This is a genomic window from Cobetia sp. MB87 (assembly GCF_011319755.1).
Lineage (GTDB): Bacteria > Pseudomonadota > Gammaproteobacteria > Pseudomonadales > Halomonadaceae > Cobetia.
In genome coordinates, this window is sequence record NZ_VFBC01000003.1 from 88,293 (window position 1) to 112,825 (window position 24,533).

Sequence of the window (24,533 nt, forward strand, 5' to 3'; positions counted from 1 at the left end):
CAAGACGCCGCTCAGCTGCACAGCATTCCGCTGGCGACGATCTCGCTCAGCGTGCCCTTGCCAATCCCGCTGATACGGGTCAGCTGGCCGCTGGAACTCCACGGACGCTGACGGATGATGTCGGCGGCGCGCGCCGGGCCGATATTGGGCAGCTGATCCAGCTGATCGGCATTGGCGGTGTTGAGGTCGATGCATGTCTGGCTCGCCGAGCTGGTGTTGCCTGAGGCACTTCGCGAGGCGATCTCTGCCCCGGCAGCCTGCGGCTTGCCACCCTCAAGCGGCAACATCGCCAGCGCCTTGCCTGTGACTGACAGATAGATCGGGGCGTGATCCGAGACATCTGCGCGCGCTGTCTCATGACTGATGCCCAGATAATCCGGGAAGCGGAACACGTCGCCGTTGGCCTTGGGCCATTCACTCGGCACATACCAGATGTTGTCGTAGAGCGAGGCATAGCGGCCATCGGTCTTGGAGAGTGTCGTCGCACCCTCGGTGATCAACGGACGCAGGCCGAGGGCGCGCAGGTCTCCCCAGGCAGGCTCGGTCGGAGCCATGTTGAAGTCGCCCATGATGATCGCCGGGGTGCCGGGCGAGATTTCCTTCATCAGGTCATAGATATCGGCCAGTGCGCGGATTTCCGGCGAGCGATCCGCCTTGCTGTCGCCATAGACGATGTGCACGTTGGCGGCGCTGAAGGCCCGGCCAGTGTCCTTCTCTATGAAGGTCGCGAGAAGCGGCTCGCGCGAGAACACATCCTGCGGATCAAGGTAGACGGTAGCCCCGCCCTGATAGGCGATCGTCTTGTCGCGATACAGATAGGCGTAACGCTCGGTATAGGTGCTGCGCCCGACCGCATGGCTGACCAGACTGTCCCACTCATCGCCGGTCAGCGCTTCCAGCTGATGTTCAAGCTCGGTGACGACCTCCTCCTTCATCACCTCCTGCAACCCTATCAGGTCCATGTGGCTGGCCACTGCCGCGACCTGTTCGAGATGCTTGCCGTTGTTCCAGCCGGCATGTTTCAGGTTCCAGCTGGCAATCACTGCATTTGCCTGGCTGGCGGCAGCACCGCCCAGCAAGACCGGGACCGACAGTGCCAGCAGTACCTTCTTGCCGACACTCCCCAGCCAGCGGCGCGCATGATGAGAGACGCATGTGCTGTTCTTGTCGAAAGTGTTCTTGTTGATCGAGTTCTTGATGACCAGATTGCTGGCGCTACCGAGATGACCTGTCTGTATCACTGCATGACCCTTGACTGATGACTCGTACACAAAAGACCGTAAGAGACTGTATCTTATGGACTTGTCGTCAAGGTTTATAGAACAACGATATTATTTATTATCCAATGCGCGACTCTTGATGGAGACCGAGAGCTACCGCGCGACGCCACCGTCAGCACCTGGCCTTGCCACTTGACCTTTCTGCACCAGCTTTTACTCTCGAACGCTGATGCTTCCTTTCTCCAGTCACGAGATCCCATGACCCCATCGTCATCCCTTTCTCCCGGCAGCCTGCTCCATCACCTGCGCCAGACAGCGCCACTGGTGCACAACATCACCAACCATGTCGCCATGACGCCGACCGCCAACACTCTGCTGGCCATTGGTGCCTCCCCCTTGATGGCGCATGCACAGGAAGAAGCACAGGACATATCCACCATCAGCGCGGCGCTGTCGATCAATATCGGCACCCTCTCCCAAAGCTGGATCGAGGCAATGCAGCTGGCGGCGATGTATGCCCAACGTGAGGGTAAACTCTGGGTGCTGGACCCCGTCGGCATCGGTGCCTCGCGCCTGCGCCACTATGCCTGCCGCGTATTGCTGGAGCATCACCCCAGCGTGATTCGCGCCAATGCCTCCGAGGTACTCGCACTGGCCGGTGAAACCAGCCAGAGTCGCGGCGTCGATAGTGGCGATGACAGTGAAGATGCAGTGGACCGCGCCAGCCGCGCCGCCATCTCTCTGGCGCGCACGCAGAACTGCGTGGTGGCGATGACCGGCGCCATCGATGTCGTCACTGATGGCAAGCGCGTGATTCGTGTCCGCGGTGGTCATGCCTTGATGGGGCGCGTCACCGCCATGGGCTGCGCGCTGAGCAGCGTGGTCGCCGCCTTCCTCGCCGCCTCACTCGACGGACATGACGACACCTTGCAGGCCACCGCCGCCGCGCTGGCCTGCTACGCCGAAGCCGGTGAGACGGCGGGCCAGTCAGTAGAGGGCCCGGGCAGCTTCGTGCCACGTTTCCTGGATGCCCTGTATACTCTCGACGCCGATTCCCCCCTGCTTGCCTCTCGTCTGGAGCTGACCGATGTCACTTGATCTATCCCTTTACCTGGTCACCGACCCTGCGCTGTGCGCCGAGCGCGGCCTGGAAGCCACCGTGATGGCCGCCGTGCGCGGCGGCGTCAGTGTCGTGCAGCTGCGCGACAAGCACGCCAGCGACGAGGAGATGATCGCCCAGGCCATCCGCCTCAAGGAGTTGCTGGACGAGTACGAGGTGCCGCTGATCATCAATGACCGTATCGAGGTCGCGCTGGCCAGTGGCGCCGATGGCCTGCACATCGGCCAGAGCGATGGCGACCCGATCGAGGCGCGCCGCCGGCTGGGCGATGACGTGCTGATCGGCCTGTCGGTCCAGACGCTTGAGCAGCTCAAGGCCGTCGATGTCGAGCGCATCGACTACCTCGGCCTCGGCCCGGTCTATGCCACCGCGACCAAGCCCGATCACGCCGCACCGCTGGGCATCGAAGGACTCACTCAGCTGGTGCGCTCAAGCCCGCTGCCGACGGTGGCTATCGGCGGTATCTCGCTGACCAATGCGGGAGACGTCATGAGCAGCGGCACGGATGGCCTCGCCGTGGTCTCGGCGCTGTGCAGTGCCGAAGACCCCGCCGCTGCCGCTCAGCAATTTCTGGCGCAATACCCATTCTGATCTGATCCTGCCCATCAGATAGAGACGACAACGCCCGCCATGGTCAGCCATGGCGGGCGTTGTCGTCTTTGCTAAAGGTTCTGCCTGAGCGGATCAGCTGGCCGCAAGATCACTCTCGGCATTGGCCACCAGCGCGAACTCTTCCTCGGCGGTCTTCGCCACCAGCTGATGGCGACTGAAGATGGCGTAGTAGGCGATGCCCACCACGAACAGTACCAGAGTGTAGTTGAAGGCACGCGGGTCAAAGGCATAGACCCCGGTCAGCGCGATCAGCGACAGCACCAGCGCGATGGCGGAGGTCACGATGCCACCCGGCGTGCGGTAGGGACGCGCCATCTGCGGTTGGCGCAGGCGCAACAGGATATGACTGGCAGCCATCAGTGCGTAGGAGACTGTCGCCCCCACCACCGCCATGCCCAGGATCAGATCGCCTTCACCGGTCAGCGAGACCAGGAAGCCGAAGATGCCCGGCACCACCAGCGCCCAGGTCGGCGCCTTGCGCTTGCTGGTCAGCGACAGCGTCTTGGGCAGATAGCCGGCCCGTGACAGCGCGAACACCAGACGGCTGTAGCCGTAGATGATCGAGAAGAACGAGGCCACCAGCCCGGCCAATGCCAGCACGTTGACCAGCGTCGCCAGCCCTTCACTGCCGGTCGCGTTCAGCGCATCCACCAGCGGCACGGCACTGCTGCCGATCGCCTCAGCACCGGCGGCACCGGCCAGCAGGAAGACGACGAGCACGGCGGTGAACATCAGAAACAGCATGGCGCCGATGATGCCACGCGGAACATCACGAGCCGGATTGCGCGATTCCTCTGCCGCCAGCGGCACCCCTTCCACGGCCAGGAACAGCCACATGCCGAAGGGTAGCGCGGCCCAGATGCCATACCAGCCATTGGGCATGAAATCGCTGGCGCCCCAGGCATCCGTCGGCGCGATGTCGAACAGGCGGCTGCTGTCGAAATCACCGATCAGCGCGACCGCGGTGGCGATGATCGCGAACACCGCCAGGCCGCTGATCACCATCATCACCTTGAGCGCCTCGCCGACCCCCGCCAGGTGGATGCCGATGAACACCAGGTAGAAGATGGCGTAGATGATCGGGCCATTGATGCCCAGCAACGACTCCACCGCGCTGCCGATGAAGATGACGATGGCCGCAGGTGCCAGCGCATATTCGATCAATACCGCAAGGCCGGTGAGATAGCCGCCTGCAGGCCCCATGGCCTGGCGCGCGAAGCTGTATCCGCCGCCGGCGGCGGGAATGGCCGCTGACATTTCCGCCAACGACAGCACCAGCGCCAGATACATGATGCCCATCAGTAGCGCCGCGATCGCGAAGCCGCCCCAGCCCGCCTCCGCGATACCGAAATTCCAGCCGGCGAAATCGCCGGAGATCACATAGGAGACCCCAAGTCCCGCCAGCAGAATCCAGCCCGCCGTGCCCTTCTTCAACTGGCGTCTGGCCAGATAGTCCTGCTCGTTGGTGTCGTGATTCATGTCGTGATTCGTGTCGCGAGTCATGGTGCCGCCTTGTTGCCGTCAAGCATTGTCATTGTTGGATCGGGAGATTCCCGCTGATGCGCTGCCATCCCGTCAGGACAGCAGGAAGTTCTGGATACCGCCCCCGCTCTCCAGCGAGTCGTCGCCACTTCTGTCCTTGAGCCCCACCCCGGTGAGACCGAGCTTGCGGGCCTCGCGCAGCAGGTAATGCAGACGCTGGGCAGCCATCGCGAAGTCGAGCCCAGCCGGGCGCACGTTGGAGATGCAGTTGCGGCTGGCATCACTGAGGCCGACGCGCGGCTGCCAGGTGAGATAGAGGCCGAGGCTGTCCGGAGAACTGAGACCGGGGCGCTCGCCGACCATCACCAGCACCGCCCGCGCCTTGAGCAGTTCACCGACCTCATCGCCGATCGCGACCCGTCCCTGCTCCACCACGCTGATCGGTGTCAGCGTCCAGGCATCCGGACCATCCTCGGCAAGCGTTTCCAGCAATGCCGCGATGAAGGGCGCGGCGTTGTTCTGCACCGCCAGAGACGACAGCCCATCGACGATCACGATGGCCAGATCGGCAGGCTGTGCGTCGAGGGCGGACAGCTGCTGACGCGAATCCTCATCGAGCCGTCGCCCGTAGTCGGGGCGTTGCAGATAGGTGGTGCGATCCACGGCGCGACTGTGCAGATGCTGGATGTCTGGGGCGTTCTCGAGGGCAGGCAGCTGCTGGAGATCCTCGATCAGTCGGGGAATCTCCAGTGGCAGATGGACGGCGTCCTGCGCGCGGGCGTGCGCCAGCTGAAATTCCAGCGAGCGGTTGGTCGGCAGGCTGATGCCGGCGCGGCCCAGGCCGATGCGCGCATCCGTGAACTGCCCCAGCAACTGCCAGGCATTGGGCGTGACGATGGCGGGCGATTCGCTGACAGCCTTTCCCTGCTGGCCCTCGCGAGCCGCGGATGGCGCATCACTGGGGGAGGAGTCGTGGCTCATGCCTCACCTCCGGATACCTGACGCAGGGAATCGGCAAAGCAGGACGGCATGTCAGCGGGCAGCTTCTGCTGGGCGACATCGGTGAAGATCTGCATCTCCTCGAGCCAGGCGGCGAACTCCGGTGCCGGGCCCAGGCCCAGCACCCGCCGGGCATAGAGGGCATCGTGGAAGGAGGTGGTCTGATAGTTGAGCATGATGTCATCGGAGCCGGGGATGCCCATGATGAAGTTGCAGCCCGCCACCCCGAGCAGCGTCAGCAGGGTATCCATGTCGTTCTGGTCGGCATCGGCATGATTGGTGTAGCAGATGTCGCAGCCCATCGGCAGCCCCAGCAGCTTGCCGCAGAAATGGTCCTCAAGCCCTGCGCGGATGATCTCCTTGCCATTGAACAGATACTCGGGACCGATGAAGCCGACCACGGTGTTCACCAGCAACGGCGAGTACTTGCGGGCCACCGCATAGGCGCGCGCCTCGCAGGTCTGCTGGTCCAGGCCGTGATGGGCATCGGCGGACAGCGCACTGCCCTGGCCGGTCTCGAAATACATCACGTTGTCGCCCACCGTGCCGCGCTTGAGCGACAGCGCGGCCTGCTGGGCCTCCGCCAGCACGGAAAGCTCGACGCCGAAGCTCTCGTTGGTGGCCTGGGTGCCGCCGATGGACTGGAAGACAAGATCCACCGGGGCGCCCTGCTCGATGCATTCAATGGTGTTGGTGACGTGGGTGAGCACGCAGGACTGGGTGGGGATTTCGTATTTCTGGATCACCTCATCCATCAGACGCATCAGCTTGATGCTCTGGGCCACGTTGTCGGTGGCCGGATTGATGCCGATCACGGCGTCGCCGTTGCCGTAGAGCAGGCCATCGAGAATGCTGGCAGCGATGCCGGTGACATCATCGGTGGGATGGTTGGGCTGCAGGCGGGTCGAGAGATGGCCACTCTTGCCGATGGTATTGCGAAAGGCCGTGACCACCTCGCACTTCTTCGCGACCAGAATCAGGTCCTGATTGCGCATCAGCTTGCTGACCGCCGCGGCCATTTCCGGGGTGATGCCGGCACGCACCTGCGCCAGCACCGCCGGCGTCGCGAGGTCACTCAGCAGCCAGTTGCGGAAGTCACCGACGGTGAGATGGGCGATCGGCAGGAACGCCACCGGATCATGCTCATCGATGATCAAGCGGGTGATGTCGTCCTGTTCGTAGGGAATCAGCACGTCTTCGAGGAAGGTCTTGAGAGGCAACTCCGCCAGACACAGCTGAGCGACGACTCGCTCCTCGGCGGTTTCCGCGATCACGCCAGCAAGGCGATCTCCGGAGCGGGCGGGCGTCGCCTTGGCCATCAGCTCCGCCAGACTGGCGAAACGATGGATCTGACTGCCCAGGGTATAACGGTACTCGCGGCTCATGGGAAATTCCTTGCACTGACAGATGTCATTTCATCTCAGTCGGTTTGCAGGAATCACGCCAATTTCTTCAGGCCCCTCTTTGGTCCTGCATAGGCCTGCAAGCCCCACGCTGCGAGACGTGTCTGCATGACTGACACCCCTAGACGGCGAGAGTGAACATCGCCGCGGCGACACCCCTCGCACCAGTTTGGCGCGCTTTCAGTCATTCGCGAACGGATGCGAGCAGACAGATGCTGCCAATTGGTGCGCCCGCCCAGTCATGCCGCGTGAGATGGGACAAGTGCATCGGCGCCGGATCAGCGACGTGTGCCTCCCAGCTCCGTGATGATCGCCTCGCGCTGCTTGAGCGAGGCCACCCCGGCATCCCCCAGCTTGCTGGCCACCTCGCTGAGCAGTCCTTCGGCGAGGAACATGAAGGCGCTCATGCTGTTGCTGTAGAAGAGGCTGTGATTGGGCACATGGAAACTGTGGCGCGCCAGCGGCTCCAGCGGAGAGCTGGACGAGTCGGTCAACGCGATCACCGCGACGCCGCGCTTCACCGCCACCTCGGCGCAGGCCACCACGCTTGGGGTATAGGGGAAGCAGCTGGCCACCACCAGCACGTCACCGGCCGTCAGCTGGGCCAGCGCATCCGCCACGCCCTGACGACTGGCATCCAGCGGCGCCACGTCCGGGCGCAGCATGCCAAGTCCATAGGCCATGAACAGTGCCAGAGAATTGAACTGACGCATGCCATGCAGGCGCACGCGCGGTGCCTCGGCCAGCAAGGTGGTCGCGGCCTCGAAGTCCGCGGCGTCCACCCTCTCGAGCATGCCGAGAATGTTGGCGCTTTCCTGACGCCCCAGTCGTGCCAGCTGTGCCATGGCACCACTGTCGGCATCACGTGACGAGAGTCGCGCCGCCTGCTGGCTGTAGAAGTGCTCGCCGTCCGTCACTGCCTGACGGAAGACATCCTGAAACCGGCTGAAGCCCTCGTAACCCAGCCGCTGGGCCAGACGCGAAAAGGTCGAGGCATTCACACCGGTCAATTCCGCCAGCTGGCTGATGGAAGATACCGCCGTGCGCTGCGGCGATTCGATCAGCACGGCCAGCACGCGTCGGGAACTCGCGCCGAGGCGGATCTCCACTTCACGGCGATCGATCGCCACCAGCAGCTGTTTCAACCCTTCCAGGGTTTCCGGCGGCGAATCAGGGGATGCGGGCCCGGGGGCTTGGGAGGATGGGGGCATGGAATGCCTCCTTGGCAAGGGACAGATGGCGGCAACGGTAGCATCTCTGACCGGTCGAGTCCGAAGGCACAGGCGATTACACGCAATCATTGATTGCACAAACCATAAATGCACTACATATTTGCATAATGACCTCGTACCCCTGCCCCTCGGAGCCCGCATGAGCCACGTACTGCATCGCAACCTCAATCAGGAGTATCCCACCGCCGTGAAGGGTGATGGCCCTTACATCGTCGATCGAGAGGGTCGCCGTTATCTGGATGCCAGCGGTGGCGCTGCCGTGTCCTGCCTGGGGCACAGCGACGAGACAGTGGCACAGGCCATCAAGCACCAGGTCAGCCAGCTAGCCTATGCGCATACCTCGTTCTTCACCAGCGAGCCAATGGAGCAGCTGGCCGACTTCCTCATCGAGAGCGCTCCCGAGGGGCTCGAATCCGTCTACTTCGTCTCCGGTGGCTCGGAAGCGGTCGAGGCGGCACTCAAGCTGGCCCGCCAGTATTTCGTCGAGATCGGCCAGCCCCAGCGCAAGCATCTGATCGCGCGGCGCCAGAGTTATCACGGCAATACGCTGGGCGCGCTGGCTACCGGCGGCAATGCCTGGCGCCGTCAGCAGTTCGAGCCGCTGTTGATCAACGTCAGCCACGTCAGCCCCTGCTACGCCTACCGGGACCAGCAGCCCGACGAGACGCCCGAGGCGATGGGGGTGCGTCTCGCCGCCGAGCTTGAAGAGGAAATCCTGCGCCTGGGCGCCGAGAACGTGATGGCCTTCGTGGCAGAACCCGTCGTGGGTGCCACCCTGGGGGCCGTCACGGCGGTGCCGGGCTACTTCACGCGCATCCGTGAGGTCTGTGATCGCTACGGCGTGCTGCTGATTCTCGACGAGGTGATGTGCGGCATGGGGCGTACCGGCAGCCTGTTCGCCGCCGAGCAGGAAGGTGTCACGGCGGACCTGATCACCATCGCCAAGGGCCTGGGCGCCGGCTACCAGTCGATCGGCGCGACCCTGGTCAGCAAGCGCATCCGTGATGCCATCGCCAATGGCTCCGGCTTCTTCCAGCACGGCCATACCTACATCGGCCATGCCACCGCCTGTGCCGCAGCGCTGGCGGTCCAGCAGACCATCGAAGCCCGCGACCTGCTCACACGTGTCAACGTCCTCGGCGAGGGACTGCAGTCACGCCTGGGCGAGCGCTTCGCGAACCATCCTCACATCGGCGACATCCGCGGTCGCGGTCTCTTCCAGGGGCTTGAGCTGGTGGCGGATCGCGACACCAAGCTGCCCTTCGACCCTGCACTCAAGCTTCACGCGCGTCTCAAGAAGGCCGCCATGGCCGAAGGCCTGATGTGTTACCCGATGGGCGGCACCCTGGATGGCCGCCAGGGCGATCACATCCTGCTGGCACCGCCGTTCATTCTGCAGGAGTCGCATCTGGACGAGATCACCGACAGGCTGGGGCGTGCCATCGACACCACCCTTGCCAGCCTGTGACGGCTCAGCTGCAGGCGCATTGCCTACCCACGATCCTTGAATGGATTTGAATGGATTTGAATGGAGTGACTTTCATGGCGATCACATCGCGCCTGACCGAACTGGATGAGGCCAGCATGAGTGCAGCCCAACGCGAGGTGATCGCCGAGATTCTCGGCGGTCCCCGCGGCAATCTCGACGGCCCCTTTCTGGCCTGGGTCCACAGTCCGGAGCTTGCCAATCACGCCCAGCGCCTCGGCGCCTTCTGCCGCTACGCTACCGGCCTTGAGCTGCGCCTGAGCGAGCTGGCGATTCTCACCACGGCGGTGTGGTGGAAGTCCCAGGCGGAATGGCAGATCCACGCGCCGATCGCCGAGCAGGCCGGTCTCTCGCCGGACGTCATCACGGCACTGCGCGAGGAGCGTGAACCCGCGTTTGAACAAGACGATGAGCGTCTGATCCATCGCTTCACCAAGAGCCTCTACGAACATCGCCGCATTGACGACGACCTCTATTCAGAGGCCGTCGAGATGTTCGGTGAGTCCGTGGTGGTCGAGCTGGTTGGCATACTGGGTTACTACGCCCTGGTGGCGATGACGCTGAATGTCTTCGCCGTGCGGCGTGGCGATGACATCCCGCTGCCCTTCGAGGAGCCGAGCGGCTCCTGAACCGTTCGCCGCAAGTCGCTCATCGCCTTGCGCCCATCGACCTGACGGACACGCTGGCGAGACGCATGACGCCCTTGCCGAGCCAATCCCCGCGAGGCATGCTCGACAGACCCCAATCTGCGCCCCGGCTGACTCCGGGGCGCGATGCATTGCGGCGCAAACTCCCCGACAACAACGACAAGACAACATGGTGAGCATTCGATGAGTGATAGCGAACACACGGAAGTGGCCGTGATCGGCGCGGGCGCCGTCGGTGTCGCCTGCGCCCTGTGGCTGCGGCGCAGCGGCCATGAGGTGACGATGATCGAGCGCGAGGGCATCGCCAGCGGCACCTCCTTCGGCAATGCCAGTACCCTGGCGGATTATGGCTGCCTGCCCATCGCCCGCCCCGAGATCTGGCGTAGCATGCCTTCACTGCTGTTATCGCCTGACTCGCCCTTCGTCATCGACTGGAAATGCCTGCCGAGGCTCTCGCCCTGGCTGATGCGATTCATGGGCCAGTGCAATGCCACGCGCTTTCGGGCCAACAGCGAGATGCTGGCGCGTCTACTCAGCCATACCTACACGGACTATCAGCCGCTGCTGGACGATGCCCCGGCGGCGGCCGCGATGATTCAGCGCAAGGGCTGCCTTTATGCCTATGGCAAGGCCGAGAACCTGCAGGCCGCGCAGGGTGACATCCGGCTGCGTGACCAGCTCGGCATCCATCAGCAGGTGCTGACAGCGGACGAGCTGATCGCGCTGGAACCTGCCATGGAAGGCCATACCGCCGGCGGCGTGCTATTCCCCTCCTCCTGCCATCTGGATGACCCGCAGGTGTTCATCGACACCCTGGCCGCTCCGCTACGCGAGGAGGGCCGGCTCGTCACCGCCGAAGTCATCCGCCTGAGCTCTCAGGCCTCCGGCATGCTGCTGGAGTACGCCGACGGCCGACGACTCAGGGCGGACCGCGTGGTGCTGGCAGCCGGGGCCTGGTCGGCACATCTCGCCCGCCAGATCGGCGACAGGATTCCGCTGGATACCGAGCGTGGCTACCACATCGAATTCGATCTCGAGCACTCGCCGCTCAATCGCCCCACCTGCCCGGTGGAAAGCGCCTTCTACATGACGCCATTGCAGGGCACCGAAGGCACACGCCTGCGCGTGGCCGGCACCGTGGAGCTGAGTTCGCTTGCGGGGCCGGCCAACCCGGCCCGTTTCGACTATCTGGAAACCCGGGTACGCAAGGTGCTGGGAATTGACGCGCCGGTGGCCCGGCGCTGGCTGGGCTTTCGTCCCACCCTGCCCGATTCCATACCGGTGATCGGCCCATCACCCAATGAGCCACGCGTGATCCATGCCTTTGGCCATCAGCATATCGGGGTGACATTGGCAGGCGTGACTGGACGCCTAGTCAGCGAATGTTTAGCCAAAGGCTCACCAGAATGGATCACGCCCTGCTCTCCAGCCCGTTTTTGATACCATGTTGATACTAGGCTCCAGCTCTGATGTCAGGGCGTCATATCACGAGGCATCCGCGATGCGGGTTCGACCGGAGGTCAGGCGCTCCAGCAACTGCTGCCACTCGCCGCACAGGGTGTCCGCATCAAAGCGCGTGGCATTCTCGCGCGCCAGCAAGGACATCTCGCGGCGGCGGGCTTCATCCGTGATCAGGTCACGGATCTCGCGCGCCAGTGCCTCATCGTCCTCGACATCCACCAGCACACCGCTGCCGCCGGCCAGGATTTCGGCCGGCCCTGTCTCACAATCTGTCGAGACCACCGGCAAGCCGAAGGATTGCGCTTCCAGCAGGGTCATCGGCAGCCCCTCCCAGCGTGAGCTCATCACGTACAGCGCCGCGCGTTGATACTCCTTTTCCACCTGTGAGGTGCGGCCCACGAAGACGACGCTGTCACTCAGGCCCAACGTCCAGGCCTGGGCCTTGAGGTCATTTTCATCCTCTCCCCAGCCGACGATGCGCAGTCGCCAGTCAGGATGGACCGACACGACCTTGTGCCAGGCGTTCAGCAGTACATCGAAGCCCTTCTGCTTCGTCAGGCGGCCGACAGCAAGCACGGTACGCGACGCTGCGCCCTCTTCGCTGGACTTGGGGAAGTGCGGCACCGGATTCCAGATCGCGCCGACCTTGTCGCGGATGCGATAGCGCGCTCGCCAGGCCTCGGCATCCCGCTCGGTGAGCACCACGATGGCATCGGCCAGGCGCACGGCGGTCGAGCGCCCTACCGAACGCAGGCGTGAACCATGATCGGTGGCGAGGTTGAAATGCTCCCAGCAGATGATCCGCGCGCGCTGGAACGGGGCCCACGGCGCACAGAAGGCGAACAGGATCGAATCCACCAGTACCACTACATCGGCCTGTTGGTGACGAACCTTGGTCAGCAGCGCCGAACTGATGCCCAGCGACCGTCGGGCCCCGCCTCTGGCCTCCTTCAGATTCAGGCAACAGGTCGTGATGCTGTCCTCCAGGGCAAACGAGCTGGTCGCAGGCCCGAACAGACTCGCGATCATCACGTCATGGCCCGAGCGCGCCAGTCCGCTGGCAATTTCGCATGTGACACGTTCCGTGCCTCCGTCGCTGGAAAGATTACCGACGACAAACAGAATCTTCATTGGCTCATGCGCTCCAAAGGGAAATGCTCGCCGCGAGGTACCCGTCCGCAGGCGCGATAACGCCTTGCTTGATCGGAATGCTCAACTGCGGCGCAGAAAAAACCCGCCACCGACGAGGGTCGATGGCGGGAGATAGGGGGTATGACATGAAGCGGGACGATCCAGTGCAGATCGAACGCACAGAACGCTCGTGTCAGCTTGCTGAAAGCAGGACTACCGCCAGGCAGCACGTCTTGACCGCTTCAGGAAGAAAAATGCGTCAGGCACTTTTATGAAGGACGGTTCGTCAGAAGGACGATACGTCGGCAAGACAGAACGGCAAGACAGAACGGCAAGAGGGGCGTGCCTGGAAACCGGGCTCGGGGAGCTGGTACGGGAAGCGATCTTGCGATGCGGAAGTGACAAGCGGCCCGAGCGCTGAACGGACACTGCCAGGCGTCATGCGGAATGACGGCTCAACGTGTCTTGCCCATCCCGCCTTTTGAGAGGCACGCTTCGCACTGAGTCGAGGTGGGCCTGTAACGCGCGCCATGGCATGGGGGATGAAAAGGTAAATCCAATGCCGGCGCGCCAGGCTCGTCTTGTCAGCTCATCAGCTCACTGGCTCAATAGCTCAATAGCTCAATGCTGGCACCTGCCAACAGGATCAGCGGCCAGCAATCGAGTGTGACGACTCAGCGTCCTGCTTGCTCGTCCGGCTGGCAGTGATGGCTTCAGTCGAGACGCGATGAATGATGCCGCAGTCTTCACAGTGATAGAGCGGCGCCTTGCCGGCCAGTCGCTGCCACCAATGGCGTTTTACGCGATGTACGCTGGCGCCCCCGCATTGGGCGCAGAAACGATATCCACTCATGACGACATTCTGCTCTCTGTTGATGGTATTCACGGGCATCCTTCCCTTTGATAACGATCGATCGCGTTCCAGCGAGACGGCCTGTTCAGCGACACGCGGTGTGTCATGGCAAGAAGAAGCACTGTCCCGACCGATTGAGCTCTCCAGGCAGGCGCCTGTCACTCTCACTCGCGGGGCCATTATGCGCGTTAAATCCAGCAGCAGTTCCTGATATTTGCCCAACTGTCGAGAACGATTTTCTTCATCTTCCTGACAAAAATCCAACGGTGTCAATGTGTTAGCGACCTGTCTCATGCAGTAGCGAGTACTGACTTACGCAACTCGATATCCAGTGTGTGCTGCAGACAGCCCAGATAGGCACGCACCACGATCTGCTGATCGAATTCACGCTCGATGCGCACACGTGCCGCCTGCCCCGCTTCGATCAACGCCGCTTGCGGCATGTCCAGACAGCCCTGCATCTGCTGCTCCAGGGACTCGACATCGGCCGCTTCGCACAGCCAGCCAGTGACGCCAGGCTTGACTGAGCTGCGACACCCCGGCACATCACTGACGATCGCCGGACGCCCCATCGAGGCCGCCTCCAGTACCGTGCGCGGCATGCCCTCCCGATACGACGGCAGCACCAGCACATTGGCCTCGGCCAGGAAGGGACGCACATCCCGCTGTTCGCCCAGGTAGTGCAATACGCCGCGCTCGCGCCAGGCAGCGATTTCCTCATCGCTGATCGCGGTGCGATTGCTGATTCCTGACGGGCCGATCAACCAGAAGCGTGCCTGCGGGTAACGCTCATGCAGACGCTCGGCCGCCGACACGTACTCCCGCACCCCCTTGTCGCCGATCAGGCGAGCAACCATCACGAAGGTCAGTGGTGGCGTCTGTGGTTGCGGCGCAAAGGCGAAGCGTTGCGGGTCGATACCGGCGCCGGGCAGCACGACAGACGGCGTGGACTTCTGCAATCCGAGGCGCATGAACAGGCGTTGGTCATCGCGGTTCTCGAAGAACACGCAACGCGCGCCACGGTTGGCGAAGCCATACAGCGCCCGTACCCGACGGAACAGCCAGCTGTCGTGTATGAAGGCGGTGCCCAACCCCGAGACATTGTTGGTATAGGGAATCTTGAGCAGCCGACAGGCCAGTCCCGAATAGACATTGGCCTTGATGGTGAAGTTGAGAACATAGCGCGGCTTGAGTTTCAGCAATGTCCCCAACAATGCCAGCAGGCTCTTGCCCTCCCCGACCAGCGAGGTGCCCTTGCCTTCCATGCCCAGCGCACGATGCTCGACCTTGAGCTCATCCACCAGGAACTTGCTATGCGCATCGGTGGGCGCAAGACACACCACGCGATAGCCCGAGTCACGCAGCCCTTCGATGACGCCGCGATGGAAGTTGTAGAGAAAGAACGACGAGTTGGAGACCAGCACCACCGTGGAGGGCCGGGCGTCACGTGTTGGCATGGGGCATTCCTTGCGTGTCATGCGAAGAAGAACATCGCGCGAGCTTGAGCGCGCGCGACCGGAAGTATCCGGAAGAGAGACCTTCGATAAGAGAAACAAACAACAAGAGAAACGAGCGAGAAGCGACATCAGCACGAAAGGAAAGACGTCGTGGCTCGGGCCGGCAGCTCGGTCCACCAGCTCAGTCCAGCAACGCAGGCCGGCGTTGCTGCTGCCACAGACGCACCAGTCCTGTGTCATGCGCCATGCACACCACATAGATGACCAGGAACGGGAAGCGATAGCGCACCGCGGTGCCGTAGTTGAAGACGACGAGTCCATAGATGGTGAAGGCGCCGATCAGATACAACAGCCAGAAGAGCGTCTTCTCGCGCTGGACCTGCCAGCACTTGAGGGTCAGCCAGACAAGGAAGGCGACCACGAGCAGGTTCTCTCCCGACTGGATCAGCTGCAGCGCATTGGCGGCTTCCCAGGGCAGCGGTTTGATCAGGAAGTACAGCGCCCCCTGAATCCCCGTCACCACGAAGTCCCCGAAGCCCTGGATGACCTCCACATCCTCTATCTTGCCGCCATCCTCCAGATACATGGCCGCGCGGAAGAAGTTGATCTGGTCCACCGCCAGCGGATAGATGACCAGTACACTTGCGGCCAGCCCGACCAGCAACCAGCAGAATCGCTTGGTCGACAGGCCCTGACGGCTGACGTCGTAGAGGAGATAGATGCCGAGGAAGATCAACATGATCAGAGCGTTCTGGAACTTGATGATCCATAACGGCAACAGGAAGATCAGCGCCCACATCGGCCGACGCTCGATGGCCAGCAGGAAGCTGCCCAGCATGAAGCCTGTCACCAGGGTGTCGCGCAGGCTCAGTGAGCTGTAGAGCACCAGGCTCGGGTAGCACAGCACGAACAGCAGTACCGCATGGGAGATGATGCCGCGGCGAATCAGCACCATCAGCGCGCCGATATAGAGGAACTTGTTGAAGAAGCCCAGGCTGGTGATGGTTTCCGCCAGCGGCAACGGCAACAGCGCCAGAAATCCCGACGAGACCGAGACGGTCAGGGAGTGGTCCATCGCCCCCCAGTCCATGCTGCGCATGGCCAATACCTGCTCCCAGTAGCGGAATTGGTCCGGCATGTACTCGGCATCGAACAGCACATTGTTCAACAGGTACGGCACTGCACTGCTGAGACTCAGGATGATCGCGACATTGCGTGTCACCCAGCCACGCAGAAAGCCCACCATCACCAGTACCAGACAGACGAGCAGGTTGGGCAGGTCGAGCAGAATGTGTTCCATGAAAAGACTTATTCTCGCGCGCCGCTGTTGGCCAGTTCGGCCTGCAGATTGGCGGATGACATGAGGGGCGCGGACGCGCCGGTATCAGCGCTGATGGCCTGGCGACTCACCACGCCAGAGGTGTCGAGGGACGACGAAGGCTGCGCGAGGCTGGCCGCAGCTTCCCCACTGCTGACTTGCCAGCTTTGAGACGAGAAGGGTGACGCGCCCTCGACCTCGGCTGCCGACAGCATCAGTGACAGGCACTGCATCAATTGATGCTCGCTCAGCGCGCCCGTCTCCTCATCAGGGGCCAACGGCAGCGTCACGACGCGCGCGGCCTCGATTCCACCCTCGTGGCGTGCCTGGCAGCCGGCTTCATCGCTTACGACCAGCACCAGTGCCGCATGCGGATACTTGAGCGCCATTCTGCGCCTCAGGCCCCGCGCCTTGCTGCCCGCCGCCACCAGTTCACTGGCCGGCGTCACGGCATGATGCGCAATCACCGGCACGCGCCAACGATCCAGACGGCGTGCCTTGAGCGCATTGAGATTGGCTTCCAGACCGCTGGACATCAGGACACACGGACGATGACGCGCCAGATAGCGCGTCAGGGCCAGCACGCCCGTCAACTCACTGTGCACGCCCAGCTCTACCAGCCGCACCCCGTGTGCAAGACATTCGATCAACTCCTCATGGGCCTGGGGCACGATGAGATCCACCTCATGCCCCAGGCGCGTAAGCCCTGCCGCCAACGCCAGCATCTGGCGAGTCTCGAGGGTCATCTGTCGTGCCACGACCAAAAGCGCCATCCGATGCGTCTTCATTGCCACTCCTTCGCCAGTGTTTGCCTTGAGCCAGGCTCGATCGAGACAATTCACGATGACCGCCATGTCATCTGCGCATGACGGTCATCGTCAGCCCCACTTCCTTCTCTACGTTCAGGCCAGTCGCTGATAGACACTGCGCGCCTGGCGAGCCAGCGGTGCCGGCAACCATGTGACGACCCGGCGCGCCATGCGCTTGAACGTGCACACCAGTACCTGGCCCTTCTTCTGCGCTGACATCGACGCCCACTCGGGAGTCATCATCTGGTGGGCATCCACGCAATAGACGGGCTTGCCGGTCATGCGCGTGATGTTGGTGGCCTGCCCCACCTCACTTTCGATGAACAGGCGACAGCCCGAGTCACGGTAATAATCCGCCTTGTGACTCGAATGACGATTCTGGCGCAGGCGCTCTTCCTTGCTGGGCAGATCAAGCATGATCAGATGCTCATACTCGACACCGTGACGGGCCAGCCAGTCGGTCGTCTCGGGACGATATTTTTCCAGACGATTGGTGACCAGCGAGTGCACACGGTAGGTCGGGATATGCAGGGGCGCCGCGTTGGTCAGGAAGTCGCGATAGCGCGGGCCGTCATCATTCTGTTCAGGCGTCGGGTCGAGGCACAGCACGCCATCGATATCCAGGCAGCTATCGGCCAGCGCCGGATGATGAAACAGATTCCACTGGAAGGCGCGTGGATGCTCCAGTTCGACCAGATACATGTCCACCCCCACCACCGGCGCCGGGTTGGCATAGATGACACAGGTGGTGATCTCACAGGGGCAATCTTGCGGAATACGCGCCAGGGAGGCCTTGAGCGAGGCCCCACTGTTGAAGCTGTCGTCGACCAGCAGCACACGCTGATTTTCCCAGGCGCTCTGCGCCGCCCCCCGGACCTTGCGCGTCATACCCTTGCCGGGCGAGCCATTGGCGATGAAGGTGTCGAGATCCGTGCAGGCCCGATTGAGCATGGCGCTGATCATGTAGGCCGGCACCATTCCACTGCGCGGGATCCCGACGATCAGATCGAAATTCCCGGCCTGCAGGCGCGACAACTGCCTGGCGATATCCGAACTCAGGTCGGCATAACTGCGATAATTCATGTTGCGGTCCCCTTGCGACTCACGGCGGCCCAAGGCCGATTTCCTTCGCGCTTTGTGTGTTGCAGCGCTGTTTTGATGTCATTGACGACGTCCTGTCATCAAACGCTTCTCTTGCCCTCATCATCCCCGATAACAGGGGCATTCAGGCGCTTTTACGCTCCTGCACTGCGCGGTCGGATGACACACGACGGCGACGAGTCCCTATCAATCGGGTCATCACATCCTGGCGCACGAGACGCAGCAGCCGACTGCGGTCCATATGCGAGAGCAGCGCGACACCCTGGCGGAAGTTGGCCAGGCGCTGCATGGGGCTAGCGGGCGCCATCACGTACTGCTTGAAATAGTGATAGAGCGGGATGTACAGGCTGTCGGAATGCGGCATGTGTCGGGTGTTGGCATGAAAGACGTCGATGGCCGAGATCATGTCGCGCTGATAGCGCTGTTCGGCCTCGCTTTCCTGTTGCTGCGATGTCCAGGAACCCTTGGCGTTGCGGCGATAGACGCAGGCAGCATCTTCGTAATAGAGCGTCTCGCCCTGCAGTGCCATGTAGGACTGCAGGAAGAAGTCCATGATCGGGGCGCCGCGATAGGACGCCATCATTGCATCGACGGTGGCGTCGACGCGTCGGAAGCTGAAGGCCGGTGACGGAATGGAGGCGCCGCGCAGCCCGATCACCGCCTCGGCAGAGATCTTCTTCACGCTATCGGCATAGCGGCAGATGAGCGAATGCTGGCCGGTCGCTTCATTGAACTCCAGCGCCGGGTGGAAACAGACCGTCGCCTCGGGATAGGCGTCGAACAAGGCAACCTGACGGGCCAGCTTGTCGGGTTTGATCCAGTAATCATCGCCTTCGCAATAGGCAATGATGTCGCCGCGCATCACTGGCATGCAGAAGGTGATCGGCCAGATATGCTGAGAGTACTGGTTCACCTCCTGCAGGATCGGCCGCACGATGTTCGGGTAACGGGCCGCATATTCCTCGATGATTTCCCGCGTGCCATCCGTGGAGACATCGTCATGCACGACGATCTCGAACGGAAAGCGCGTGCGCTGCATCAGAAAGCCATCCAGCGCCATGCGAATGTAGTCGCCATGATTGAAGGCGAAGCACATCACCGAGACGCGTGGGGCGCTGCGATCGCCCTCCCACTCGGCCATGATGGCGGCTTCCTCGGCGGGCGCCGGCGGCACAGGCAAGGGGCCTGACTGCGGGGTGCCATCCATGAGGGGCGTCGCGAGTGCCCGGGCATAACTCAGTTCTAACATGCAGTATTCCCCACTTTCCGTTGTGAAAGACGCTCCTGGATCCAGCCTGCGCCGAACTGCCAGGCCGCGAAGCGCAGCCAGCAGGACAGCAACAGATAGGCCGCCCCTGCCAGCAGGCCTGATACCACCAGCACCACCGGCGCCGGCCAGATGGCCAACAGTGCAGGCACGGCCCACCAGGTCGTGCCCGCCACCGCAGTGGCCAGCAGCAGAGCCGGCAGAAAGTCGGCCAGCTGCTCGCGGATGCTGTAGTTGATCAACTCCCGCGAGAACCAGGCATTGGGGATGTAGGACACCACCGCCACCACGATCTGCCCGATCAGGATCGCCATCACGCCATGGCGCCAGGTCACCGCCAGCACCGCACAGATCAATACCTTCTTGATGATCTCGAGCCCGAGGAACAGGTCCGAGCGCCCCTTGACGTTGAGCACATTGAGATTGAGCGTGCTCAGGGGATACATGACCGCCGCGATGCACATCAGCTGCAGATAGGGCACCGCTGCCAGCCACCGCTCGGGCAACAGCGTCAGGAACAGCGGCTCGGCCAGCGCCGCCAGCAACAGCATCGCCGGGAACAGCAGATAGACCATGACCTGAAGGATCTGACGATAGGCACTCTTGAGGCGCACCGGATCCTCCTGGATGCTCGCCAGCGCTGGGAAGGTCACGTTCTGTACTGCCGTCACCAGCTGATTGATCACCAGCTCCTTGAGACGCTCGGCGAAGAAGAACAGCCCCGCCACCGACGCGGAGAACAGCTTGGCGATCAGCAGCACATAGAGATTGACGAACAGCACATCCAGCATGCGCGACAGGAACATCTTGTAGCCGAAGCGGAACATCGCCTTGAATGACACCACATCGAATTCCAGCCGCGGCCGCCAGCTCCCCCACCACCACATCAGGGCGGTAGTGACCAGCGCTGCCGTCAGCATCTGCCCCACCAGCGCCCAGACCCCGAAGCCCAGCCAGCCCAGCAGCACTGCCACCCCGCCCGACACCACGCTGCCGGGAATGCCAGCCTTCATGCGCGTGCGAAAATCCAGCGCGCGGTTGAGCATCGCGCCCTGAATGACCTCGAAGGAATTGATCAGCACCACGATGCCGCCGATACGCACCAGCACGATCAGGCGTGGCTCGGCATAGAAGTCGGCGATCAGGGGAGCGCTGGCATACAGCAGGCCGTAGGCCAGCACCCCGAAGGCGATATTGCTGAAGAAGGCGGTGCTGGCATCACGCGGCCCGAGGGTCGGCATGCGCAGAATGGCTTGCTGAAGACCGGAATCCATCATGGCCGAGGCGATGGTCAGAAAGACCAGCACCATCGCCAGCAACCCGAAATCTTCCGGCACCAGCAGCCGCGCCAGCAGCAGCGTGACCAGACTGGCCATGCCACGCCGCAATAGCTGATCGGAGAAATTCCACAGAATGCCGATGGCGGTCTTGTTGCTCAGTGACACGAGGCGAGGCTCCCCTGTTGCGAGTAGGCCGCGACATTGCGCGCCAGCGGCCCCGCTACAGGGGCCACCTCACCAGTGGCAATGCCCGTGGCGCGCAGCAACTCCGGGTCTTCCGGCAGCAGCTGGTACTCGGCGAGTCTGTCGCGCACCTCGCCCGGTGAGCACCACATCAGCATGTCGATGATCGACAGGCCGGCAACGAACTGCGCTTGACGCCCTGAGCGGTGCATGTCAGCCCCCGCCTCGCCACGCGAATCAAGCGGAGTCTGGCGATAGCCACTCGGCTGGCTTGCGAGGAATGACAGCGTGATGCCTTTGGCCGCAAAGGGGGCCGCCTGGTAGAGCTTGCGGCCGCCGATGCTGTTGATGTAACCCTCGGCCCCGCGCATCAGTGACATCTCGATCAGGCGGTCCTGAGCCTTGAGACTGCGGTCGTGCTCAAGCTCGCTGGTGAGCAGAAAGCGACACTCCAGTCCCAGGTAGTCACACACCCGCTCGAAGCTGTACTTGCACAGCGCCCCGATGCGGCGATCTTCATGCTGAAACACCGACTGCAGCAGCGGCATGACCTGTGCGTAATACGGTGCCCTGGCATAGGCGTGATGCAGCGTGGTCAGCAGGCTGTCCGGTGTCGGGCCGAAGACGAGTTCGCTGATCAGGCGATTGGGCGACGCCTTGGGCACCGACAGCGTGAAGCGATGCGCCTTGCCGCCCAGCAGCACATTGTTGCGATTGATATAGCCACGCGGAATGAAGGCGACGTCGTCATAGACGAGAAACTCGTCACAGGCATGCATCAACTGGAAATAGCCGATATGCGGGAACAGATAGGGCTGCATGATCGCGATGTTCATGATCACGCGGCCTTGACGTGGCGATTGACGATGACGCGCACCGCGCCGAGGATCTCGCTGACCTCAAGCCCCGAGTAGAGCGGCAGGCACAGGATACGACTGGCGATATCGGTGGAATGCACGATCTGCGGGGTGACGACACCCTCGTCCTGCAATTCGGCGGCGGGCCGGCCGAGGAAGGACAGCGATTCCAGCGACGGGCAGAAGTAACGCCGTGCCAGATAGCCTTCCTGCTGCAGACGCTGCATCACCTCGAGCAGCATGCTTTCGCTTTCGAGAATGATCGGGAAGTAGGCGTAATTCAGGCTGGCGCCGGTCTGGCGGGTCTGCAGCTGGACATTGCCGCGCAGCGCCTGGGCATAGGCATGCCAGACCAGCGCCCGGCTTTCCAGATTGCCTTCGATCTCATCCAGCACGCACAGCCCCATCGCCGCCTGGAATTCGTTCATCTTGGCATTGATGCCCAGCTCCTCGATGCACTCCGGGCCGGTGATGCCGAAATTGATCAACTTGCGGGCACGCTCCAGGTCTTCCTTGCGCTTGAAGATGATCGCGCCGCCTTCGATGCTGTGGAACAGCTTGGTGGCATGAAAGCTCAGGGTGCTGGCATCGCCATGTGACAGCAAGCTGTTGCCGCGATAGGTCACGCCGAAGGCATGGGCACCGTCATAGATGACCTTGAGATCATGCGCCTCGCCCAGCGCATCGATGGCCTCGACATCACAGGCATTGCCGAACACGTGCACCGGCACGATGGCACGGGTGCGTGGCGTGATGGCCGACGCGATGCGCGCGGGGTCCAGGCACAGGGTGTCGGGGTCAATGTCAGTGAACACCGGCTGCATGCCCTCCCACTTCAGGCTGCTGGCGGTGGCGATGAAGGTGAAGGGCGTGGTGATGACCTCCGCCGATTCGTACTGGCCCGGCATCTGGGCGATGCCCAGCGCGCGATAGGCGATCTGCAGCGCCAGGGTGCCATTGCTGACCAGCAGCAGGTTCTCGACACCCAGGTAGGTTTCCAGGCGCCGCGTGAGCTCCTGCTCGAGCGGGCCGTGATTGGTCAACCAGCGCCCCTCGAAGATGGAATCCACATAGCGGTCGAAATTTTCCCGCTCCGGGAAGTAGGGACGCGTCACCGTGATCATGATATCGACTCCTTTCGTACATCATATGAAGGTTGGCTCTGGGAGCAGGCGAGTGCTCGATGCAGCGCTTTCGCTGCCGGGTTCCTCGGGCAGCGACTCGGTACACGTTTCAGAGAATGGCCGCACACTCGCCTGCGGAGACACTCGTCTACAGATGGTTCAGGCCGTTCAACGCGAGCCGTTGCCGCTGATCACGATCTTGATGGTGCGGATCACCACCAGCAGATCGAGCCAGAAGGAAAAGTGCTTGATGTAGAAGAAGTCGTATTCCAGCTTGCGGATCATGCCTTCCACTTCAGCGGCGTAGCCCTGCTCGACCTGCGCCCAACCGGTGATGCCCGGACGCACGACATGGCGGTAGTGGAAGAACGGCACGTCCTTGCGATACCAGTCGGCCAGGTTCATCGACTCGGGGCGCGGGCCGATCAGGCTCATGTCGCCCTTGAGCACGTTGAACAGCTGGGGCAGCTCATCGAGACGGCACTTGCGGATGAAGCGCCCGACTCGCGTGATGCGCGGGTCACTGCCTTCCTGGGTGAAGCCCGCGCCCTTCATGCCGTCGTACATGCTGCGGAACTTGTAGACGGTGAAGGGGCGGCAATGAAAGCCCATCCGCGGCTGGCGGAAGATCACCGGCCCGGGACTGTCGAGGCGTATCGCCAGCGCCGTCAGCAACATGACGGGCGCCAGCAGCGGCAGCATGAGCGCGGCGACGGTGAAGTCCATCCAGCGCTTGATGACCTCATAGTCTTCCCGCGGCGTCAGCGAGCCGAACTCGTTGGCATAGAGGTGATCGAGCAGTACGCGACCGGTGATCATCTCGTGGGCATGGGTGGCGTGATAGACCGGAATGCGGTGGATGGTGCAGTCGGCCAGGAAGCTCTCCCACTCGCTGGGCAGCTCACCGCGCAGGTCCGCCACCACGCCATCGATACGCGGCAGGCCGACCAGGTCCGGCCCGCGCAACGACAGCCACTCGACGCCCGGGCGGGTACACAGACTCGGTGCCTTGCCGTAGGGCACTACCGCGAAGCGCATCCGGCGCACCCGGGTGTCGATGTAGTAGTAGGCCGTACACAGGCTCACCGCGAGCAGGAAGGACAGACCGACCTGGTGACGCGAATACTCAAGCCCCAGCACCCCCAGCACCATCATCAAGGTCAGGTAGGAGATGACGATCGCCGGTACGACATAGAGGTAGGAGCGCGTGCCCGGCAGGCGGGACAGGCGATTGACCGCCGTCACCGACAGGGTGTACGCCACGCCGGTACCCAGCAGGGCATGCCACTGATCATCGCTGGTCAGCCACCAGTGGGTGTCACCCTGCATCAGCTGGTTCAACCCTGCCTGGTAGAGAGCCGGCGCGATGACCACCACCAGCATCCCGAAGATCAGCTGCAAGCGCTTGCTGGCCAGCAAGCGCTCGTAGTGATGCGAGTAACGCCGCTGGTGCTCCATCGACAAGGGTATACCGCTCATCGTGCTTACCTC

At 62.7% G+C, this 24,533-nt stretch carries 21 protein-coding genes; 5 read left to right on the forward strand and 16 right to left on the reverse strand.

The genetic code is table 11. The annotated features are described in order from the left end of the window. Window positions 1-11: 11 nt before the first annotated feature. A complete protein-coding gene (locus CDPAHKCJ_RS01960) occupies window positions 12-1,241 on the reverse strand; it encodes an endonuclease/exonuclease/phosphatase family protein (RefSeq protein ID WP_346773885.1) in 1,230 nt (409 codons plus the stop codon). Between the two features lie 237 nt (window positions 1,242-1,478). Between CDPAHKCJ_RS01960 and thiM the strand changes: the two genes are divergently transcribed. Together thiM and thiE are read left to right on the forward strand one after the other, a co-directional pair. Further along, the gene (gene thiM, locus CDPAHKCJ_RS01965) at window positions 1,479-2,318 is read left to right on the forward strand and encodes a hydroxyethylthiazole kinase (protein ID WP_166018395.1); all 840 of its coding nucleotides are present in this window, start codon (window positions 1,479-1,481) and stop codon (window positions 2,316-2,318) included. Next, the gene (gene thiE, locus CDPAHKCJ_RS01970) at window positions 2,308-2,931 is read left to right on the forward strand and encodes a thiamine phosphate synthase (protein WP_166018397.1); all 624 of its coding nucleotides are present in this window, start codon (window positions 2,308-2,310) and stop codon (window positions 2,929-2,931) included. Before thiM ends, thiE begins: the two co-directional genes overlap by 11 nt. A gap of 93 nt (window positions 2,932-3,024) precedes the next feature. Here the strand turns inward: thiE and eat are convergent, their stop codons facing one another. The 4 genes from eat to CDPAHKCJ_RS01990 all read right to left on the reverse strand — a co-directional run bounded on the left by eat (window position 3,025) and on the right by CDPAHKCJ_RS01990 (window position 8,047). After that, window positions 3,025-4,455, reverse strand: a complete 1,431-nt coding sequence (gene eat, locus CDPAHKCJ_RS01975; RefSeq protein ID WP_240916614.1) for an ethanolamine permease — start codon at window positions 4,453-4,455, stop codon at window positions 3,025-3,027. 72 nt (window positions 4,456-4,527) lie between these two features. After that, entirely contained in the window at window positions 4,528-5,415 is an 888-nt protein-coding gene (gene eutC / locus CDPAHKCJ_RS01980; RefSeq protein WP_166018400.1) for an ethanolamine ammonia-lyase subunit EutC, read from the reverse strand. Then, on the reverse strand, window positions 5,412-6,818 hold the full coding sequence (locus tag CDPAHKCJ_RS01985; protein ID WP_166018402.1) for an ethanolamine ammonia-lyase subunit EutB: 1,407 nt from the start codon (window positions 6,816-6,818) through the stop codon (window positions 5,412-5,414). The genes eutC and CDPAHKCJ_RS01985 overlap by 4 nt, the downstream gene beginning before the upstream one ends. A 296-nt stretch (window positions 6,819-7,114) precedes the next feature. Next, complete coding sequence (locus CDPAHKCJ_RS01990; RefSeq protein WP_166018404.1) at window positions 7,115-8,047, reverse strand: MurR/RpiR family transcriptional regulator; 933 nt, start codon at window positions 8,045-8,047, stop codon at window positions 7,115-7,117. Window positions 8,048-8,207: 160 nt separating this feature from the next. Here CDPAHKCJ_RS01990 and CDPAHKCJ_RS01995 point away from each other — a divergent pair, with 160 nt between their 5' ends. The 3 genes from CDPAHKCJ_RS01995 to CDPAHKCJ_RS02005 all read left to right on the forward strand — a co-directional run bounded on the left by CDPAHKCJ_RS01995 (window position 8,208) and on the right by CDPAHKCJ_RS02005 (window position 11,641). Further along, window positions 8,208-9,536 (forward strand): aspartate aminotransferase family protein, encoded by a 1,329-nt coding sequence (locus CDPAHKCJ_RS01995; protein ID WP_166018406.1) that lies wholly within the window; start codon window positions 8,208-8,210, stop codon window positions 9,534-9,536. 74 nt (window positions 9,537-9,610) lie between these two features. Next, window positions 9,611-10,183: a carboxymuconolactone decarboxylase family protein gene (locus CDPAHKCJ_RS02000; RefSeq protein ID WP_166018407.1), complete on the forward strand. Its 573-nt coding sequence runs from the start codon at window positions 9,611-9,613 to the stop codon at window positions 10,181-10,183. Window positions 10,184-10,384: 201 nt separating this feature from the next. Continuing rightward, window positions 10,385-11,641, forward strand: coding sequence for an FAD-dependent oxidoreductase (locus tag CDPAHKCJ_RS02005; protein WP_166018409.1), 1,257 nt, complete (start codon window positions 10,385-10,387; stop codon window positions 11,639-11,641). A gap of 45 nt (window positions 11,642-11,686) precedes the next feature. Here the strand turns inward: CDPAHKCJ_RS02005 and CDPAHKCJ_RS02010 are convergent, their stop codons facing one another. The 11 genes from CDPAHKCJ_RS02010 to CDPAHKCJ_RS02060 all read right to left on the reverse strand — a co-directional run bounded on the left by CDPAHKCJ_RS02010 (window position 11,687) and on the right by CDPAHKCJ_RS02060 (window position 24,521). Further along, complete coding sequence (locus CDPAHKCJ_RS02010) at window positions 11,687-12,793, reverse strand: glycosyltransferase family 4 protein (RefSeq protein WP_166018411.1); 1,107 nt, start codon at window positions 12,791-12,793, stop codon at window positions 11,687-11,689. 646 nt (window positions 12,794-13,439) lie between these two features. Further along, window positions 13,440-13,940, reverse strand: coding sequence for a hypothetical protein (locus CDPAHKCJ_RS02015; RefSeq protein WP_166018413.1), 501 nt, complete (start codon window positions 13,938-13,940; stop codon window positions 13,440-13,442). Continuing rightward, window positions 13,937-15,103, reverse strand: coding sequence for a glycosyltransferase family 4 protein (locus CDPAHKCJ_RS02020; RefSeq protein ID WP_166018415.1), 1,167 nt, complete (start codon window positions 15,101-15,103; stop codon window positions 13,937-13,939). Before CDPAHKCJ_RS02020 ends, CDPAHKCJ_RS02015 begins: the two co-directional genes overlap by 4 nt. A 181-nt stretch (window positions 15,104-15,284) precedes the next feature. Then, window positions 15,285-16,403, reverse strand: coding sequence for a hypothetical protein (locus CDPAHKCJ_RS02025; RefSeq protein ID WP_052384903.1), 1,119 nt, complete (start codon window positions 16,401-16,403; stop codon window positions 15,285-15,287). Between the two features lie 8 nt (window positions 16,404-16,411). Beyond that, complete coding sequence (locus CDPAHKCJ_RS02030) at window positions 16,412-17,209, reverse strand: glycosyltransferase (RefSeq protein WP_166018416.1); 798 nt, start codon at window positions 17,207-17,209, stop codon at window positions 16,412-16,414. 114 nt (window positions 17,210-17,323) lie between these two features. Beyond that, entirely contained in the window at window positions 17,324-18,313 is a 990-nt protein-coding gene (locus tag CDPAHKCJ_RS02035; RefSeq protein WP_166018418.1) for a phosphoribosyltransferase family protein, read from the reverse strand. 142 nt (window positions 18,314-18,455) lie between these two features. After that, window positions 18,456-19,580 carry a glycosyltransferase gene (locus CDPAHKCJ_RS02040; RefSeq protein ID WP_166018420.1) on the reverse strand — a complete coding sequence of 375 codons (1,125 nt, stop codon included), beginning with the start codon at window positions 19,578-19,580 and terminating at the stop codon, window positions 18,456-18,458. Then, entirely contained in the window at window positions 19,574-21,043 is a 1,470-nt protein-coding gene (locus CDPAHKCJ_RS02045; protein ID WP_166018422.1) for a lipopolysaccharide biosynthesis protein, read from the reverse strand. The genes CDPAHKCJ_RS02040 and CDPAHKCJ_RS02045 overlap by 7 nt, the downstream gene beginning before the upstream one ends. Beyond that, entirely contained in the window at window positions 21,034-21,897 is an 864-nt protein-coding gene (locus CDPAHKCJ_RS02050; protein ID WP_166018424.1) for a WbqC family protein, read from the reverse strand. The genes CDPAHKCJ_RS02045 and CDPAHKCJ_RS02050 overlap by 10 nt, the downstream gene beginning before the upstream one ends. A 2-nt stretch (window positions 21,898-21,899) precedes the next feature. Then, the gene (locus tag CDPAHKCJ_RS02055; protein ID WP_166018426.1) at window positions 21,900-23,042 is read right to left on the reverse strand and encodes a DegT/DnrJ/EryC1/StrS family aminotransferase; all 1,143 of its coding nucleotides are present in this window, start codon (window positions 23,040-23,042) and stop codon (window positions 21,900-21,902) included. A 168-nt stretch (window positions 23,043-23,210) separates the two neighbouring features. Then, on the reverse strand, window positions 23,211-24,521 hold the full coding sequence (locus CDPAHKCJ_RS02060; RefSeq protein WP_240916615.1) for an exopolysaccharide biosynthesis polyprenyl glycosylphosphotransferase: 1,311 nt from the start codon (window positions 24,519-24,521) through the stop codon (window positions 23,211-23,213). Window positions 24,522-24,533: the final 12 nt, after the last annotated feature.

What these genes read in the sequence shown, in the direction of transcription:
- CDPAHKCJ_RS02040 (WP_166018420.1), bottom strand. Translation starts at nt 19,580, where the DNA reads ATGTTAGAACTGAGTTATGCCCGGGCACTCGCGACGCCCCTCATGGAT.
- CDPAHKCJ_RS02050 (WP_166018424.1), bottom strand. Translation starts at nt 21,897, where the DNA reads ATGAACATCGCGATCATGCAGCCCTATCTGTTCCCGCATATCGGCTAT.
- CDPAHKCJ_RS01990 (WP_166018404.1), bottom strand. Translation starts at nt 8,047, where the DNA reads ATGCCCCCATCCTCCCAAGCCCCCGGGCCCGCATCCCCTGATTCGCCG.
- CDPAHKCJ_RS02055 (WP_166018426.1), bottom strand. Translation starts at nt 23,042, where the DNA reads ATGATCACGGTGACGCGTCCCTACTTCCCGGAGCGGGAAAATTTCGAC.
- eat (WP_240916614.1), bottom strand. Translation starts at nt 4,455, where the DNA reads ATGACTCGCGACACGAATCACGACATGAATCACGACACCAACGAGCAG.
- thiE (WP_166018397.1), top strand. Translation starts at nt 2,308, where the DNA reads ATGTCACTTGATCTATCCCTTTACCTGGTCACCGACCCTGCGCTGTGC.
- CDPAHKCJ_RS02035 (WP_166018418.1), bottom strand. Translation starts at nt 18,313, where the DNA reads ATGAATTATCGCAGTTATGCCGACCTGAGTTCGGATATCGCCAGGCAG.
- CDPAHKCJ_RS02000 (WP_166018407.1), top strand. Translation starts at nt 9,611, where the DNA reads ATGGCGATCACATCGCGCCTGACCGAACTGGATGAGGCCAGCATGAGT.
- CDPAHKCJ_RS02020 (WP_166018415.1), bottom strand. Translation starts at nt 15,103, where the DNA reads ATGCCAACACGTGACGCCCGGCCCTCCACGGTGGTGCTGGTCTCCAAC.
- CDPAHKCJ_RS02010 (WP_166018411.1), bottom strand. Translation starts at nt 12,793, where the DNA reads ATGAAGATTCTGTTTGTCGTCGGTAATCTTTCCAGCGACGGAGGCACG.
- CDPAHKCJ_RS02060 (WP_240916615.1), bottom strand. Translation starts at nt 24,521, where the DNA reads ATGAGCGGTATACCCTTGTCGATGGAGCACCAGCGGCGTTACTCGCAT.
- CDPAHKCJ_RS02005 (WP_166018409.1), top strand. Translation starts at nt 10,385, where the DNA reads ATGAGTGATAGCGAACACACGGAAGTGGCCGTGATCGGCGCGGGCGCC.
- thiM (WP_166018395.1), top strand. Translation starts at nt 1,479, where the DNA reads ATGACCCCATCGTCATCCCTTTCTCCCGGCAGCCTGCTCCATCACCTG.
- CDPAHKCJ_RS02025 (WP_052384903.1), bottom strand. Translation starts at nt 16,403, where the DNA reads ATGGAACACATTCTGCTCGACCTGCCCAACCTGCTCGTCTGTCTGGTA.
- eutC (WP_166018400.1), bottom strand. Translation starts at nt 5,415, where the DNA reads ATGAGCCACGACTCCTCCCCCAGTGATGCGCCATCCGCGGCTCGCGAG.
- CDPAHKCJ_RS01995 (WP_166018406.1), top strand. Translation starts at nt 8,208, where the DNA reads ATGAGCCACGTACTGCATCGCAACCTCAATCAGGAGTATCCCACCGCC.
- CDPAHKCJ_RS02015 (WP_166018413.1), bottom strand. Translation starts at nt 13,940, where the DNA reads ATGAGACAGGTCGCTAACACATTGACACCGTTGGATTTTTGTCAGGAA.
- CDPAHKCJ_RS01985 (WP_166018402.1), bottom strand. Translation starts at nt 6,818, where the DNA reads ATGAGCCGCGAGTACCGTTATACCCTGGGCAGTCAGATCCATCGTTTC.
- CDPAHKCJ_RS02030 (WP_166018416.1), bottom strand. Translation starts at nt 17,209, where the DNA reads ATGAAGACGCATCGGATGGCGCTTTTGGTCGTGGCACGACAGATGACC.